Annotated in this window: 12 protein-coding genes; 9 read left to right on the top strand and 3 right to left on the bottom strand. The window is 44.9% G+C overall.

Annotated features, from left to right (window positions below; translation table 11 throughout):
- Window positions 1–12: 12 nt before the first annotated feature.
- The 3 genes from ACFO4O_RS08505 (at window position 13) to ACFO4O_RS08495 (ending at window position 2,791) form a co-directional block, all read left to right on the top strand.
- Entirely contained in the window at window positions 13–978 is a 966-nt protein-coding gene (locus ACFO4O_RS08505) for an alpha/beta fold hydrolase (protein ID WP_382407400.1), read from the top strand.
- 91 nt (window positions 979–1,069) lie between these two features.
- Window positions 1,070–2,380: a kynureninase gene (gene kynU, locus ACFO4O_RS08500; RefSeq protein ID WP_382407398.1), complete on the top strand. Its 1,311-nt coding sequence runs from the start codon at window positions 1,070–1,072 to the stop codon at window positions 2,378–2,380.
- Window positions 2,381–2,386: 6 nt separating this feature from the next.
- The gene (locus tag ACFO4O_RS08495) at window positions 2,387–2,791 is read left to right on the top strand and encodes an MGMT family protein (protein ID WP_382407396.1); all 405 of its coding nucleotides are present in this window, start codon (window positions 2,387–2,389) and stop codon (window positions 2,789–2,791) included.
- A 14-nt stretch (window positions 2,792–2,805) separates the two neighbouring features.
- Here the strand turns inward: ACFO4O_RS08495 and ACFO4O_RS08490 are convergent, their stop codons facing one another.
- From ACFO4O_RS08490 to ACFO4O_RS08480, 3 genes are all read right to left on the bottom strand, one after another.
- The gene (locus ACFO4O_RS08490; protein WP_382407394.1) at window positions 2,806–3,915 is read right to left on the bottom strand and encodes a PepSY-associated TM helix domain-containing protein; all 1,110 of its coding nucleotides are present in this window, start codon (window positions 3,913–3,915) and stop codon (window positions 2,806–2,808) included.
- 61 nt (window positions 3,916–3,976) lie between these two features.
- Complete coding sequence (locus tag ACFO4O_RS08485) at window positions 3,977–6,112, bottom strand: TonB-dependent siderophore receptor (RefSeq protein ID WP_382407392.1); 2,136 nt, start codon at window positions 6,110–6,112, stop codon at window positions 3,977–3,979.
- A gap of 267 nt (window positions 6,113–6,379) precedes the next feature.
- Window positions 6,380–9,469, bottom strand: coding sequence for a chemotaxis protein CheB (locus ACFO4O_RS08480; RefSeq protein WP_382407390.1), 3,090 nt, complete (start codon window positions 9,467–9,469; stop codon window positions 6,380–6,382).
- Between the two features lie 133 nt (window positions 9,470–9,602).
- Between ACFO4O_RS08480 and ACFO4O_RS08475 the strand changes: the two genes are divergently transcribed.
- From ACFO4O_RS08475 to ACFO4O_RS08450, 6 genes are all read left to right on the top strand, one after another.
- Window positions 9,603–12,341 (top strand): sensor domain-containing protein, encoded by a 2,739-nt coding sequence (locus tag ACFO4O_RS08475; RefSeq protein ID WP_382407389.1) that lies wholly within the window; start codon window positions 9,603–9,605, stop codon window positions 12,339–12,341.
- 183 nt (window positions 12,342–12,524) lie between these two features.
- The gene (locus ACFO4O_RS08470; protein WP_382407388.1) at window positions 12,525–13,010 is read left to right on the top strand and encodes a YHS domain-containing (seleno)protein; all 486 of its coding nucleotides are present in this window, start codon (window positions 12,525–12,527) and stop codon (window positions 13,008–13,010) included.
- 183 nt (window positions 13,011–13,193) lie between these two features.
- Window positions 13,194–13,490: a BufA1 family periplasmic bufferin-type metallophore gene (locus ACFO4O_RS08465; protein WP_382407386.1), complete on the top strand. Its 297-nt coding sequence runs from the start codon at window positions 13,194–13,196 to the stop codon at window positions 13,488–13,490.
- Between the two features lie 15 nt (window positions 13,491–13,505).
- Window positions 13,506–14,399, top strand: coding sequence for an MbnB/TglH/ChrH family RiPP precursor modification enzyme (locus ACFO4O_RS08460; RefSeq protein WP_382407384.1), 894 nt, complete (start codon window positions 13,506–13,508; stop codon window positions 14,397–14,399).
- A 47-nt stretch (window positions 14,400–14,446) separates the two neighbouring features.
- Window positions 14,447–15,220: an HvfC/BufC family peptide modification chaperone gene (locus ACFO4O_RS08455; RefSeq protein WP_382407382.1), complete on the top strand. Its 774-nt coding sequence runs from the start codon at window positions 14,447–14,449 to the stop codon at window positions 15,218–15,220.
- A 40-nt stretch (window positions 15,221–15,260) separates the two neighbouring features.
- Complete coding sequence (locus ACFO4O_RS08450; RefSeq protein WP_382407380.1) at window positions 15,261–15,692, top strand: DoxX family protein; 432 nt, start codon at window positions 15,261–15,263, stop codon at window positions 15,690–15,692.
- Window positions 15,693–15,713: the final 21 nt, after the last annotated feature.

The following is a 15,713-nucleotide window of genomic DNA, read 5'->3' as shown; positions in this document are numbered from 1 at the left end:
AGGAAGCCGCATTTGTTAGCCTTTGCCCCTTTAGAGCCCTTTACTTTGCTTACTCGTCGTATAGGCGTTGCGAGTATATGCATTGTTTGTATTACATTTTTAGGCGCCTGCACTTTACAGCCTGTTGAGAGAGAGCAAGGTGCTAGCAAGCAGAGCGCGAGCGTCGATGCGCTTGTAAACGTGCCCTACGCTAGCGTGCTAGAAATTGCTGTTACCCAGCCTGACCAAATAATTGCTTATGGTACTGACCCATCCCAGCAAATTTGGTACTACCAAGCGAATCCTTCTGTGTCGTTCAAAGGCCTTGTGATGCTCATTCACGGCGGATGCTGGCTATCGCAATTTGATATTACGCATACGCAAGCGATGAGTCACGCCTTGGCCAACAAGGGTTTTGCGGTATGGAATATTGAATACCGCCGAGCCGGAAATGGCGGTGAATGGCCTGTTGCGATTAACGATATTCGCGCCGCTATTGGAACGCTGTATAGCACGTCCGCGCCAAATTTGAACTTGTCGAAAGTGACTATTGTGGGGCACAGTGCAGGCGGGCACTTAGCCATGTTAGCGACGAAGCAAACGCACCGAACATCGGCGACTAAAGATAGCGCAAATACTCAAGGTGCTTTGAATCTATTTAAGGACAGTCAGCTACGAATCATCGGTTTGGCGCCCATTGTCGACATACAGGCTTATTCAAAAGGGAAAAACTCGTGTCAGAAAGCAACGCCAGCGTTTATGGGAGGCACGCTTGAGGAGCGTCGAGAGCAGTATGAGCAAGCATCGGTTAAACATTATGCGTTTGACGAGGAGGAGTTAACAATACTGATAGGAGACCAAGACAGTATTGTAGCGCAAGAATATGCTGTCCATGAAGACGCGCGTACTATTGTTGTGGAGGGGGCAGGACACTTCGATTGGATCCATCCAGACTCTGTTGCGTTTAAACACCTGTTAGACGAGCTCAATCGGCCGTAATTGCTGGCGTATTTGTAGCAATTATTGCAAAACAAGCTAAACGCAACTCTCAAAACGCAACACTTAAACGTAACACAACAAAAGCGATACTATGACTTTACCGAACCGCCAAAGCCTTGCGCCAAATGCTGAAAATGCAATCACCATACTGACCGAGCGGGCAAAAGAATGCGATGCACAAGATAGCCTTGCTAGCCTAATAAGCGAATTTTCCCTACCAAAAGACTGCATATATTTAGATGGCAACTCTCTCGGCCCGCTGCCAATTCGTGCTAAGCAGCGCGCTAAAGAGGTGGTGGAGCAGCAGTGGGGTGAAGATTTGATCACCAGTTGGAATAAACACAAATGGATTGATTTGCCTTACAAAGTGGGCAGCAAAATAGCCCCTTTGTTAAGATGCGAATCGTCGCAAGTCATTGCCTGCGATTCTATTTCAGTAAATTTAACAAAAGTACTGTGCGCAGCCTTATCGATGCAGCAACGCACATCACCCCAACGCAATTTAGTGATTTCTCAGCGCGATAATTTTCCAACCGATTTGTATATGGTGCAAGGGCTTGGTGAATTGCTCGGCGCTGCACGCTGTGAGCTTTTAAGCGTTGAGCAAGACGCTATTTATGAAGTGATTGAGACTCATGGCCAGCAAACCGCAGTGCTCATGTTAACTCATGTGAATTTTCGTTCAGGGCTAGTTCATGACATGCGAGCAATTACAAAAGCCGCTCATAGCAAGGGTATCTTAGTTGTTTGGGATTTAGCCCACAGTGCGGGCACACTTGAGCTTGCATTGGATGAATGCGAGGTCGATTTTGCCGTAGGCTGTACCTATAAATACCTTAACGGCGGGCCTGGGGCACCCGCATTTGTGTATGCAGCAAAACGTCATTGGCCCCACATTCAACAGCCCTTAAGCGGCTGGATGGGGCATAAGCGCCCCTTCGATTTTTGTCATGACTATCAGGCGGGCGAGGGGATGGCAAGTTTCTTGGTAGGCACACCGCCGGTAGTATCGATGAGCGTGTTAGATGCCGCGCTCGATGTCTTTGATGGTATAAGCAGCGCCAAGCTGAGAGCTAAAGCACAAAGTCTCACGCAGTTCTTTTATGAGGCATTTTGCGCCTTAATGCCAAACACCGAGTTTTTGATGGTGTCGCCGCAAGATGCAAGCATTAGAGGAAGTCAATTAGCATTGGCGCATCCCGAGGCTTATGCGATTTGCCAAGCGTTAATTGCAAACAATGTGATAGCCGATTTCAGAGCGCCAAATATACTGCGCTTGGGATTTTCTCCGTTATTTTTGAGTCATCAAGATTTGCTACATGCCGCACTCAGGCTCAAAGAAATTATGGATAAAAAAAGCTATATGGACAAAGTCTTTCAGACGAAGCAAGCGGTTACCTAAATTAGCATGCAGTCTGCTAAACAAGCCAAACAAGCCAAACATGCTCAACATGCCGCGATTTTTAAAGTGGTTAACCTCATTCCCGAGGGCAAGGTTGCCAGCTATGGTCAAATTGCCGATTTAGCTGGCTTGCCGGGCAGAGCCCGTTTAGTTGGTAAAGCGCTGAGTATGGCGCCTGAAGAAATCACAGATAAAACGGCTGATTCAGCGCCTGAACAAAAGCCGCTCAACTGGCATCGAGTGCTGCGTGCGAACGGTCAAATTGCATTTGCTAAGGGAAGTGAGCAAGCCAAGGAGCAAATTGGCTTGCTGCAGCAAGAAAACGTAGCGGTATTTAATCATAGAGTGAATATAAAAGAGTTCGGCTGGCAGCCAGATATGCACACATTACTTCATGACTTATCGTTTTAGACGGCCAGACTTTTTTACTGTTGTACTGCCTGCTGATAAGCCCGCCGGCGCTTAGTGGGTGACTTTCTCATAAGATACATGACTAAACCGCTTACAGAGAGCAAAACGGGCGCTAAGCCCACCACACACCACACAATTTTTGACCAGATACCAGCAAAGTAACCAAAATGCAGCTTCCGCGTGCTGTCATCAAACTTAGCCAATACGCCTTGCTCACGTATGTCATAACTCGATATAAGCTCGCCAGAGTCTTTGTCATAGGTAATGGCGCTAGCATATTGGCTTAAAAAAGGATTGGAGGTATCAACGTCGCCAAAAAAGGTAATGTGCATGCCCGGCTCATTTGGTATCGCCAAGTAAGTGGCCTCAAAACTATTTATCAGTTTGCCGTTATGCTGTCTTAACTGCTCAAATGAAATATCTGCATTATGATATGGCGCGCTTATGGCAGGGTGCTCTGGCTCAAAACCATGCTCAATAACTTCATGCAAAATAATCGACACATTCCAATATACGCCGGTAAACGATATCAATATGAATATAGGACTGGTGATGATGCCAATGAGCTTATGCACGTCACTAAATAGAATCCGTTTAGCCGCGGCCCATCGCAGTGTGAAAATCTTCTGCCAAAATTTACGGTATAAAATAATGCCACTGATACCCAAAAACAGCATGACTAAGCCAACCAAGGCACCAATAACGGTGCCATTGAAATGCAGCAAAAAAGCATAATGTAGCTCAAGCAGCCAGTCGGTAATGTAATGCTCCATGGTCTGCGGTGCAGAGAGTATTTGCCCAGAATACTGGTCGATATAGATTTTAAACCACGTATCGCTGTGTTTTTTTATCACGTAGGCCGTATCCGAGCGCGCTTTATCATCAAACAACTCCCAGCCTGATAAGACATAATCTGGATGCTTTTCAGTTATGGTGCTCATGAGTTGGTCGATGCTCAGGCGCTGTGAGCTTGCATCGGGCGTCACAACCATATGATGAGGCCTAAGTGCGCTGTCGATTTCAACCTTGAATACTAAAACGCTGCCGGTAAGCGATACAATTAATACCGGCAGCATTAACCATATCGCCAACAGTGAATGCCATTTAAATAAACGTTTACGCATGATGTTGTTCCTTACCAAGCGGTTCCTGTATTGATATGAGATATAACGTTATGGTGCATTGTCAAAATGCCCACGATAGCGTTGCACTGAATCTGCGCGGTGCGCCATAAAAAGACTGCGCCCAATAGAGACTGGTCAGATACTTTTCGTCACTTACGTTAAACACATTGAAGTTGAGCGCTATGTCCTCGTTTATTTGATATTTTACCAACAGGTCGGTTATGGCATAAGCTTCTTGGCGCGTAATGATATCTTGCCCAGCGTTGGCAAAACCTTCGGCGACCGCGCCCTGATTGCGAGATATATCACTCTGCCAGCACACGTTTAGACCGATAGAGAGCCCTTCAAGCTGCACAAGGTCGTACACAGCTCCCAGTTTAACCATGGTGTTTGGCGTGTAGTCTGCCACGAGTTGTTCCCCGGTAATGGTAAAATCGGTAATGCCTAAACTCAGGTTGAGGTTGTCTATCACTTCTCCGGCAATATCCATCTCAAAGCCATGACTGCTAATACCTTCACTGCCTACAAAACGCTGCTCTGTGGGCGGCAAAGCAGAGGTGCTAGGGTCTAATATCGCAAGATTAGTTTGCTGAACGTCAAAATAGGTCAAGCTGACCACGGCGGCATCATCAAAAATACTGACCTTTAGCCCGACTTCTTGGCTTTTGCCTACAACAGGGTCGAGCTGCTCATTGTTGATATCAAGCTCGTTTTGCGCTTGGAAGGTTTCGGTATAGCTTGCGTAGGCGTTAATATCTTCGGTAATTGCGTACACTATGCCTGCGTAGGGGATAAAGTCTGAGTCGCTCACATCACGGTCTACACCGTAGGACTCTCCTTGAGCCTCCCAATCGTTGTACCGACCGCCGGCCATCACATATAGGCCGTCGATAATATTAAAGCGACCAGTGAAATAAACCGCCTTTTGCTTTTGCTCAACGTCACTGCCGCTTTCACCGTCTGTCAAGGTAGGGAATACGGCGTTGCCTTGCCACGTGTTGAGGTTTTCAATCGGAGGAAATCCGTTACCAGTACTGAAGTCATAAAGCGAGCGGTCGGTGTAGCTAAGACTCGAATAGTTAAGGCCTGCAACGAGTTGATGTTCGCGTCCGAAAAGCGAAAAATTACCGTCTATGTATACATCGTATAGGTCGTGTTTGTCATCCAGCAAATACTCACTTGCGTAGCCTGTCAGCCCTAGCTCTGTTTCTCGGTCGGGTGTGCCGAACACATAAAATAGTTCGCTGTCTTCGTCAGTGCGTTTTTGCGAATAAGTCGCTCGTAATCGCCAGTCGGTGCTTAACTGATGGTTGAGTTCAAGCACAGAATTATTGGTGACCACTTGCCAATTTGACCAGTCGGCTGAGGTACTCGTGCTGCGCGCATAGTTAGTTGGCGTGCCGTCGGTATAAAAAAGCGGAAGCGCTCCCCATAAATTGCCGTTTGCATCGCTATTGTTATACATATGGCTGAACGATAACTCGGTAGTGTCGCTTAAGTTAGCGTTTACAAACACATAGGCGACTTGGTTTTTGCGGCTGTATCGGTCTAAGTAAGATTCTTGGTCTTGGTTTACCAGCACTGCGCGAGCCGAGAAGGTGTTGTTAAACTGATACGAGCCATCAGCTTCAATGCGGTATAGTTCGTCATCGCCAATGGTGCCTCGTAGCTGCAAGTCGTTGCTGTTGCCCGGACGTTTCCTTATGTAGTTGACCGTAGCCGAGGGATTACCTACACCGGTCATCAAACCGTTTGCACCTCGAATGATCTCGATGCGGTCATACACCGCGGTATCATCTCCCGCATGATTATTGCCCGACTGCAACGGTAGGCCAATTCCGTCAATCTGAAAGTTCGTAATATCAAACCCACGCGCTGTGTAATAGGTGCGGTCTGTTTCAATGCGTTCTACATTTACCCCAGTAGCGGTATCAAGGGCTACATTAATATCGGTAAGCTGAAAGTCTTGAATTTGGGCGTTCGAAATAACCGATACCGACTGGGGAATATCACGAATAGCCAACTCCATTCTTGAGGCACCGCTTGCGCTGTGTGCATTGTAACCTTGCAAATAGCTGCCTGTAACGATGATTTTTTCAATATCGCTGTCATCCAGTTCAGCGACTGCATCAAAGGGAATGTTCAAGATAAAAAGGCTAGATAAGCAGAGGGTTTGTAAGGTGTATTTAGTATTCATATAAAGTGTGTTTTTTTGTATTACGTGTATATGGTGCGCAGATACTACAAAAACACTAATACAAATGCAAATGATAACTGTTCGCATTTTATAAAGAGAAAAGCGCACAAAAAAAGTAGATAATATGCTTATTATCTACTTTACTGTTTGTGCGGCTAATCCGTGTTAGGAATCGATGTTAGGTGTCGATGCTATGCATCTTTGCTAAGTATTTGCGCCTTTATCTGTGTTACTTATCGGCGCTGCTTATCAGCTTGACAGGGTGCTCTACTTATCTGAAGCCTTAATCTTGTCCACTGAATCAGGGATAAGTCCCTCAATTTGCGCATCAATTTGCTTACGGCGAATTGCATAGCGAATGCTTCTGTCAAGCAGTGCCGGGTTAATATCTACCTTGTCTATTAGGTCGAGTGCGCCGTGAGAGAACAGAAGCGGATTAAGGCTCTCGTCCATATCACCTGTTGCAACAATAATAGGCAGGTCGAGCTTGGCGGCTCTCAGCGCGTCAATAAAGTCTATAGCCGTCTCGTCTTTTAAGTAAAAGTCACTGATGCAAACGTCAATATGGTATTTTTCAATGAGCGCGAGTGCCTCTTCAATCGTGGCACTTTGATAGGTTCTCACCTCATAGCTCTGAATTTCATCTATCTGCGCCGTCCAAATCGCTAACTGGGTTTCACTGTCGTCGAGCAGCAGCACGCTTAATGGACTTTGAAAGGTGTGATTGTCGAGCATATCTAAGGCATTGTTAATGCTAGAGCGCAAATGTTTATACGCCGCTGACATGCCAAGCTCCGTATACTTAACCTGCGAAACGTCTGCAAACACAATGGCAATGCCTTTTAGTTGTGAAACGGTATCGTAGTTATAAGGATTTATGGTTACCCGCAAAACCTTTTTGTAGCTGAGCTTGATTTCTTTTTCAATTTGCTCGCCTGTTTCAAAAACCTTGCTAACATCTTCGAGCATATCATCGTAGCGAATATTTTTAGAAATATGGTGCAGCGGACGATTCAAATCATGCTCGCGCAAATTCACATAGGCTTTAACCGCTTCGGTGTAGCGGCGTATCAGCATGTTTTCGTCTAAAAAGATGATGCCGATTTTCGATAAACTGAGCACTTCATCTAGATCACCATTTGCCTGCGAAATTTCGGTTATCTTTTCTTGGTATTCGGAGTTCACCGTGTAGAGCTCTTCGTTGACCGACTGCAGCTCTTCGTTGGTACTTTGTAACTCTTCATTCGCCGACATTAGCTCTTCGTTAGCCGACTGCAATTCTTCGTTGGTTGTCTCGAGTTCTTCTACTGTCACTTGAAGATTCTCTTTGCTGAACTTCAGCTCCATTTCCAAATCTTCAATACGCTGTCGAGCCTGCTCGTTAGGGTCAAATGCAACCGGGATAGGGGCGTTTTCATCGGCGTCTTTTTGCACCTCAAAAATCACCCAGTAATACCTAGGCGCACTTGGAATATCGTGCTCTTTGACGTACTTCACCCGGAGGTTCAAGCGAAATATTCCCGCAGAACCGTTAGTGTGCATATCGCTGTAAAACACCTCAGTGTCTTGTTGTTTGGCGCGCTGAATTGCCGACATGACCGCGATGCTTATATCTGGATTGACCATATCGTTTATGTCGGTGCTGATGCGCCCCGGTGGCAGTCGCTGCGTAAACGGGCTTACGTCGCCATAAACATGCATGGCTTGAAGCTCATCATTGAGTAAAATGCACGGCGGAACATATTGGGTAATCAATGTTTCGTTTGCGAAACTGATTGTCGCCACCGATGAAGCCTGACCTCTGTAGCTTTTCATCAAACTGGCTACAGACGGGATGGCTCCACGGACTCTTTTGCCAGCGCTTGCGTTTGTAGTATCTGTATTTACCGGGAGGCGTTTATCGCTTATTTTTGTGAATATTCTCTGGCGGTCATTCACTACGGTAAAGTGAGGCGCTAGCTCCCCTAAATTCTCAGACGAGCCTAAAAATAGATAACCTGTTTTATTCAGAGCAAAGTGAAAAGACGACATAACGCGCTTTTGTGCCGCTGTTTTAAAATAAATAAGGACATTTCTGCAGGTAAGCAAATCAATATTTGAAAATGGCGGGTCAACAATCATGTTGTGTGTGGCAAACACCACCATATTGCGTATCTGCTGCGTAATTTGATAGCCACCGGCGCTTCTTTTGCTGAAGTATTTGGGTAAAAAAGCGCTGTCTACGTCATGAATAATTTCGTCACTGTACACACCGGAACTGGCCTCGCTTATTGCGTCTGAGTTGATATCGGTCGCAAAAATCTTGACGTCTCTGTTTATGCCCTGTTTGCTAAGTTCATCCTGCAGCAATATGGCAATAGAATACGCCTCTTCTCCCGTTGAGCAGGCCGCCACCCAAACGCGTATTAAGCCCGTATTTTTTGACTGTTCAACGATGTTGGGGATCACTTTTTCGCGCATGACATTAAAAGCTTCGTCATCTCTAAAAAATCGTGTCACACCTATTAACAGTTCCTTGCCCAGAATACTGACCTCGTGTGGGTCTTTAAATAAGAGCGTGAGGTATTCGTGCAGCGAATTAACCTGTTGTATCGTCATGCGTCTTTCGATGCGCCTAGCAATGGTCGACGGTTTATATTTAGAAAAATCTATGTCGCTCTTGTCACGCAGCAGGGTAAAAATTTCGCCCATTACATCCTGACTGCCTTCTATATCTTCTGATAATGTGGGCGCATCGCCGCTAACGAGCGGGTGCTTAATATATTCTGCGAGCTTTTCTCCCATATCCTCTGGGCGCAGAATCATGTCTACAATGCCGGTGTTGATTGCGCTATTGGGCATGCCGTCAAACTTCGCACTTTCTGGGTCTTGGGCAATGACCAAGGCTCCTGCCTCTTTTAATGCTTTAATTCCTCGACTACCGTCGGTACCGGTGCCAGATAAAACAATACCAATGGCACGGTATTGCTGATCTTCTGAGAGCGACCTAAAAAATACATCTATAGGGAGGCTAAGACCCGCGTCGGGTACTTTGTCAGACAGCAAAAGCTCGCCTTGGGCAACAATCATGCTCTTTTTAGGGGGCAGTAAATAAATGGTGTTAGGCTTGGCAAGCACGCCATCCTGCACGTTCTCTACGGTCATGCTAGTGTGCTTGCTCAGTAGCTCTACCATCATACTTTTAAAGTCGGGAGATAAGTGCTGCACAATGACAAAGCAAGCTCCAGTTTTAGTGGGCAGGTTTTTCAGCAATAGCTGCAGTGCCTCGAGTCCACCTGCAGACGCGCCAATGCCAATAAAGTGCGTTGGTGGTTTAAAATCACTAGGAGCTTGCTGAATCTTTGACGTCTCTTGCATATGTTGATAATCTCAATAAAAAATACTTCTAAATCAGTATTTTATAGACAAAAGTATAATGTTTTTGGCTATTGTAATCAGTAGAAATTAAGATAGCACAGAATGTGAAAAACTGAAAAATCTAGCGCTAAATATGAAGTGTAATGTTCAAGGCAGCGCTTTAAGTTTCCGCCGTCTGTCCGATTATTTTGATTCTATTATTGATACAGAAACGCTACAAAGAGTAACAAACTTGCAAAACCGCAGACACGCCGACGATATCAGAGAAGCTATTAACGCGATACAAGACTTGCTGTTTGACCCAAATGCTTCCGGGTCGGTATTCACTCTGATGCTAGAGTATATTGCTAGCATATCAAAAAGTGATTATGCAGCTGTTTTTACGTCAAACGCAGCCGCATCTGCTCCCATACAGGCTCACAGCCCGCTATATTCCACTTATAAAATCGGTTCACGTAAATTTGTAAACGATGGCTGCTTGGTAACGTGGGTCAATGTTGCAAACAGCTTAACGCGGCCTATTTTTTATAATGCACCGTATTCAACAGGCAGCGCATCTTTAATTAAAGCCGATATTAGTACTAGCGCAATCATGGTTTTGCCGGTGTTGATTCACCAGCAACTACGCGCAATTTTTGTGATGGCAAAAAAACAAGGTAAGTTTAGTGGTGCCGATTTAAATCATTTACGCCCTTTACTTGGCGCAATTACCTGCATTATTCAAAGCGCTGAAACGGTCACCGGCAGCTTTGTAGGCCTCGACCACAAAATTGCAGATACGCGTTATTTGAGCAGCCTCTTTGCGTCCTCTCCGGTGGGTATTTTGGTGGTCGACGAGCATCATAATATTATTTTAAGTAATCCTAGCGCCTTTGACATGTTTCGCGGGAAAACCGACTTATATGATGAGGGTATTGCACTGAAGAATGTGGGTATTCATAGTCTTATCCCCGAATATGCGAACTTGTTTAAATGGTCTAAACAGCAGGCTATGTATGGCGCAGAGGCACATGCCCAGTCTCCGCACGTTTGGAAAAACATTAAAGCTAATCGTTTAGACGATACCGAGTGCCTAATTGAGCTTACGGTGTTTAGGTACTTGCATGATAACCAGCGATACACCACCCTGCAAATTCAGGATATCACCGAATTTGTCGCCGCTGCCGAGCAGCATAAGCAAGACTCTCAGCAACTAGAAGCGCTAACTCAACTTCTTCCCGTGGCAATACTAAAAGTTGACGAGAAATGGAATTGTGCGTTTGCCAACGAAAAGTGGGCTGAGTTTACCGGTGTCCGGCTTAAGGATGTCGACGGACCAAGTTGGATAAACTCTATACACATGGAGGATATAAAAGAGTTGCTAGAGTCTCTTGAAAACAGCTTAAAAAATGTTACCGACCACCATCAGCAGTTACGTTTGGTCAATCCATTAACGGGCATAAAATGGTTCGACTTTAACTCTCGTGTGTTAGTCGATAGCAACGACCAGGTTGAAGGTTTTTTAGCGACGTTTTCTGACGTAACAGAATCGCATCTTATTCAAGAAAAACTGCGACAGGTTGCCGAGTACGACGTTCTGACCGGTTTGGCCAACAGAATGCTGCTGCAAGATAGACTGCAGCAGGCCTTTTATATCTCTGAGCGCGAAAACTCCATCGTTTCTTTGTTTTTTCTAGATATTGATGGATTTAAAGATGTAAACGACAGCTTAGGTCACGATGTAGGCGACGTGTTGTTGCAAAAAATCTCTGAAAGACTGACTAACCTGTTGCGTCGAAACGACACCGTCGCTAGGTTTGGCGGGGATGAGTTTGTTATTTTGCTGGGCAAAGATGAACATATCACCGAAATTGTTACTGTCGCTGAAAAAATTATTCAACACATTGCTGAGCCCTACCGGATTGGAGAGCATGAAATATTTGTGACTACCAGCTTGGGCATCGCTCAAGGGCGCTTTGAAAACAGCGACCCTGACACGCTATTGAAAAACGCTGACTCGGCTCTGTATAGCGCAAAACGAGAAGGGAAAAACAATTTCCAAATTTTTGATGAGACCTTAGCCCTTGGCACCGAAAAACGTCTCAATATCCTTACGCTGCTCAGGGCTGATAAAAGCAATAGTCAGTATGCACTTTATTACCAGCCTATTTGTCATATTGAGAATAAACGGGTTGTTGGATTTGAGGCCTTGGTACGTTTTTATGATGACAATGGCTGTTTAATCTTCCCCGATGAGTTTATCCCCATTTTGGAAGAGACCGGCATGATTATCGACGTGGGTCGCTGGGTTATAAATGAATGCTGTTGTCAACTTGCTCAGTGGCAGGCCGACGGATGCTTTCCACAGGACGGCTACATCGCGTTTAATGTGTCAGCTAAAGAGCTGTTACAAGCCGGATTTTTACAGGGTATAAAAGATTGCTGCCAGACGCATGGCGTCAATCCACGCCACCTTGTTATGGAGATTACTGAAAGCGTGATCATCGACAAACCTGAGAAGGTAAAGCTTATTCTTAATGATGTGCGCGAATTTGGAATTAAGCTAGCCCTTGATGATTTTGGCACTGGATACTCTTCTCTTAGCTATTTGCAAAACTATCCCTTCGACATCTTAAAAATTGATAAAAGCTTTATCGATGATTTGTCTGAAAACAGCAAAGACACCAAAATTACGAAGGCGATTGTGGCCCTTGCATCTTCTATGGATTTAAAAGTGTCGGCAGAGGGCGTTGAGACAACATTTGCCTATGAGACGATTAAATCTTTAGGCGCAGATATTTTTCAAGGGTATTTGGTTAGCAAGCCGATAGATGCAAGTAAAGCCGAGCAATTGCTAGGCGAATCGTCTGTGAGTCAAACTGATAAAAAATAATTTGAATAGTTTTTTTCATTACTCAGGTCTTATAAGTGAGTGCTGACCTTGCTGCAAAACAATATACGCAATACGTATACGCCCTGGTCAGTCAAACCTTAATCAGTCGAACCCTTAATCAGCCAGATATTAATCTGCCTAACATATTAAGACAATCGTAATAAGTAAAAAGGAAGCTATCAAATGTCATCTAAATTATTAAGCGTTTTTGCAATCGTCCTAGCGTTTACGCTGAGTTCATGCGGACTCATCCCAAGCCAAGCCAACTCGTCTATTGAGGCGGTAAACGTTGACGAAAATCGCGTCGCCATAAAAGGTTACGACCCTGTCGCTTATTTTACAGATGCAAAACCGGTGTTAGGTTCACAGCAGTTTAGCGCGGAATATAACGGCGCAATCTATCAGTTTGAGAGTGCTGAGCACAAAGCATTGTTTGAAGGCACGCCTGCAAAATATGCGCCTCAATATGGCGGCTACTGTGCCTTTGGAGTAACGCAAGAGAAGAAATACGACATTGACCCAAATGCATGGGCGGTTGTTGACGGTAAGCTTTATCTTAACTTGAACTCAGGTGCTCAAAATGTATGGAATAAAGACCGTATTGGTAATATTGAGTCGGGTAATGCAATATGGTTAGATATTGAAAACAAGTCGGTGTCGGAGCTATAACACCGCTTAAGTTTGCCGAATAACCAATAAAAACCATTTATTTTTTAATTTATTTTAATTGCCGGTGAAAGAAAATAAGACTTGCGCCGGTTTAATACACTACTAAGATTACTAAACGCCTAGCGCAATAAACAACGCATGGCTGGGTAATTAAATGCTACTACCTTAATAAAGGAAATTACTATGAAAACGAATATCGCTGTTGCCGCTGCTCTTGCTACTGTACTAAGTGTTGGTGTATCTAACGCCGTTGAAGCAGCAAGTAAAAAGAAAGAGAAATGCTACGGTATTTCACCTGCAGGTCAAAATGATTGCGGTAACTTAGCCGGCACTCACAGCTGTGCAGGTCAGTCTACTGTTGATAACGATATTGGCGAATGGCGCCTAGTACCGGGCGGTACATGTAAAGAACTTGGCGGTTACGACCGTAAAGAAGCAAAAGAAATTTTTGAAAAAATGCAGGCAAAGAAAAACAGCTAGACCGCAGTACACTAGATGTTAGCTTTTAAGCATGAACCGAAGCCCGATGCCTGTATAGGTCTCGGGCTTCGTCATTTACATTATGATGACGCCCTAGCGCATCAAAATGCATCATCGCCGGTGGATTTTGTTGAAGTGCACGCAGAGAATTTTTTTGCACGCGGCGGCATTACCCGCGCATTGTTAAGCGATGTAAAAGAAAAATATCCCATCAGTGTCCATGGCACCTCATTGGGGCTTGGGTCAGCGGTAGGCCTACCAGCTTCAACCCTGCAGCAATTTGTAGATTTAGTTTCTTACACAGAGGCGATGTTAGTTTCAGAGCATTTATGTTTTAACCGTGCCGCCTTCAATAACAGCGTTTACCATACGGGTGACCTGCTTCCCATTGCCTATAATAATGAATCGTTAGAGCAGATTGTAAGCAATATTCAGCAAGTGCAAGATGCGATTAAACAGCCTATTTTAATTGAAAATCTATCGGCATACGTTGCCCCTTCAGCGCTAAGTGAGCTTGCGATAGACAGCATGGATGAAACTGAATTTTTAATTCAAATGTGCAAATCTGCAGGCTGCGGATTACTGCTCGATATCAATAACCTCATCGTCAATGCCCTTAATCAAAAGACCGATAGGGTAGTGGATCACGTGATAGAAAAAATGAAAGCGCTTCCTAGTGAACTTGTGGGTGAAATTCATCTGGCAGGTTTTAGCGAGCAGCAGGTTGCGGGCTTTATTATTGATGACCACGGCCAAGCGGTATCAAAACAATGTTGGGATATTTACAAAGAAGCATGCTCGCTATTTAAAAATGTGCCAACGCTGGTCGAGTGGGATAATAATTTACCTGAATGGTCGGTTCTGCTTGAACAGACAGCCATTGCGCGCGCAATCGCCAAGCCTTTATGAGGTCTACGCGCTCACCCACCGCTATGCCAAACAGTTAGGAATGCACCTTGGATTATCAAAAACAACTCATCGACGATATTTTTAATCCGTCTGCGTCATCGCACCGCTTGCCTGGCGTGCAGATTTATCATAATAACTTTGTTGAAAACGGAATTAGAGCGCTATCGATTACCTTTCCTACGCTTGCCCACTTAATGGATGAGGGTGATTTTCGTGCGCTGGCGCGGGCATATTTGTTATCAGATATCAAAACGGAATTTGATTGGGCGGATTATGGTGATGGCCTCGCTGATTTTTTGATGCGACAAGAGCAAGTGAGCGCCCTGCCTTATTTGAGCGAAGTTGCCGAGCTTGATTGGCTGTTACATCAAGTGAGCCGAAAAGCCGACAAAACATTTGATGCAGAGTCTTTTGCTCTGCTTAATGAGCAAAATCCGGCGGCATTGGAATTTGAACTAGCGCCAGGATTCACGCTGGCTAAATTTTTCTTCCCAGTGGAGCAGCTATACCGGCTGGCGCACGATGCAGAACTTCGCGTTGCTGGGGCGACACGCGATCAATTTATTCAGCAGTTAAATAAATCCATAAGTGATGCAATAAATTTGGACACACCTCGGTCTATTATGCTGTGGCGTCCTGACTATAAAGCTGAAATGCTAAGCCTAAATGACCACGATGCGATAGTTTTTCAGCAACTACAAAACAAGCGGAGCGTTGCCGATATTTTTGCCCATTTTACCGACCAAGTAGACCATTTACAGGCTTGGTTAAGTGAGCAAATCATGCAAAAACGAATTTATGGCCTACGCTCTCATAACTAATTTAGTGGCACCGCGCTACTTACTTATGGAATAAAAAAACATGAACAAACTGATTGGTTTATATAACAAAATATTTGGTTTAACACAGCATTTAGACATCCCAGCCCTGCTTGCCGCGCGCTTATACGTAGCATGGGTCTTCTTCAAGTCGGGCCTGACTAAGCTAAACGATTGGGAGTCGACTCTATTGCTGTTTGAATATGAGTATGCCGTTCCTGTGTTAGACCACGTCAGTGCCGCTTACCTTGCTACTGCCGGAGAGCTTGTGTTACCTGTTTTGCTTGCTTTAGGCTTATTTACACGTAAAGCCGCTGTTGGCTTGTTTATTGTGAATTACGTGGCCGTGATCAGCCTAGAAGATATTCCTGCTGCAGCGCTATACTTGCATTATGTATGGGGCTTGATGTTATTGGCCAATGTCATCTGGGGAGCAGGAAAACTCAGCGCTGATTTTTTAGCGAAGATTAAATAATCGCCTTAATCTCGACTATCC

This window comes from Glaciecola siphonariae (assembly GCF_042652645.1).
Classification (GTDB): Bacteria; Pseudomonadota; Gammaproteobacteria; order Enterobacterales; family Alteromonadaceae; genus Glaciecola; species Glaciecola siphonariae.
Note: the sequence above shows the minus strand (reverse complement) of the source record. Positions and strands in the feature narration are given on the sequence as shown.

What these genes read in the sequence shown, in the direction of transcription:
- kynU (WP_382407398.1), top strand. Translation starts at nt 1,070, where the DNA reads ATGACTTTACCGAACCGCCAAAGCCTTGCGCCAAATGCTGAAAATGCA.
- ACFO4O_RS08495 (WP_382407396.1), top strand. Translation starts at nt 2,387, where the DNA reads ATGCAGTCTGCTAAACAAGCCAAACAAGCCAAACATGCTCAACATGCC.
- ACFO4O_RS08490 (WP_382407394.1), bottom strand. Translation starts at nt 3,915, where the DNA reads ATGCGTAAACGTTTATTTAAATGGCATTCACTGTTGGCGATATGGTTA.
- ACFO4O_RS08485 (WP_382407392.1), bottom strand. Translation starts at nt 6,112, where the DNA reads ATGAATACTAAATACACCTTACAAACCCTCTGCTTATCTAGCCTTTTT.
- ACFO4O_RS08480 (WP_382407390.1), bottom strand. Translation starts at nt 9,469, where the DNA reads ATGCAAGAGACGTCAAAGATTCAGCAAGCTCCTAGTGATTTTAAACCA.
- ACFO4O_RS08475 (WP_382407389.1), top strand. Translation starts at nt 9,603, where the DNA reads ATGAAGTGTAATGTTCAAGGCAGCGCTTTAAGTTTCCGCCGTCTGTCC.
- ACFO4O_RS08470 (WP_382407388.1), top strand. Translation starts at nt 12,525, where the DNA reads ATGTCATCTAAATTATTAAGCGTTTTTGCAATCGTCCTAGCGTTTACG.
- ACFO4O_RS08465 (WP_382407386.1), top strand. Translation starts at nt 13,194, where the DNA reads ATGAAAACGAATATCGCTGTTGCCGCTGCTCTTGCTACTGTACTAAGT.
- ACFO4O_RS08460 (WP_382407384.1), top strand. Translation starts at nt 13,506, where the DNA reads ATGTTAGCTTTTAAGCATGAACCGAAGCCCGATGCCTGTATAGGTCTC.
- ACFO4O_RS08450 (WP_382407380.1), top strand. Translation starts at nt 15,261, where the DNA reads ATGAACAAACTGATTGGTTTATATAACAAAATATTTGGTTTAACACAG.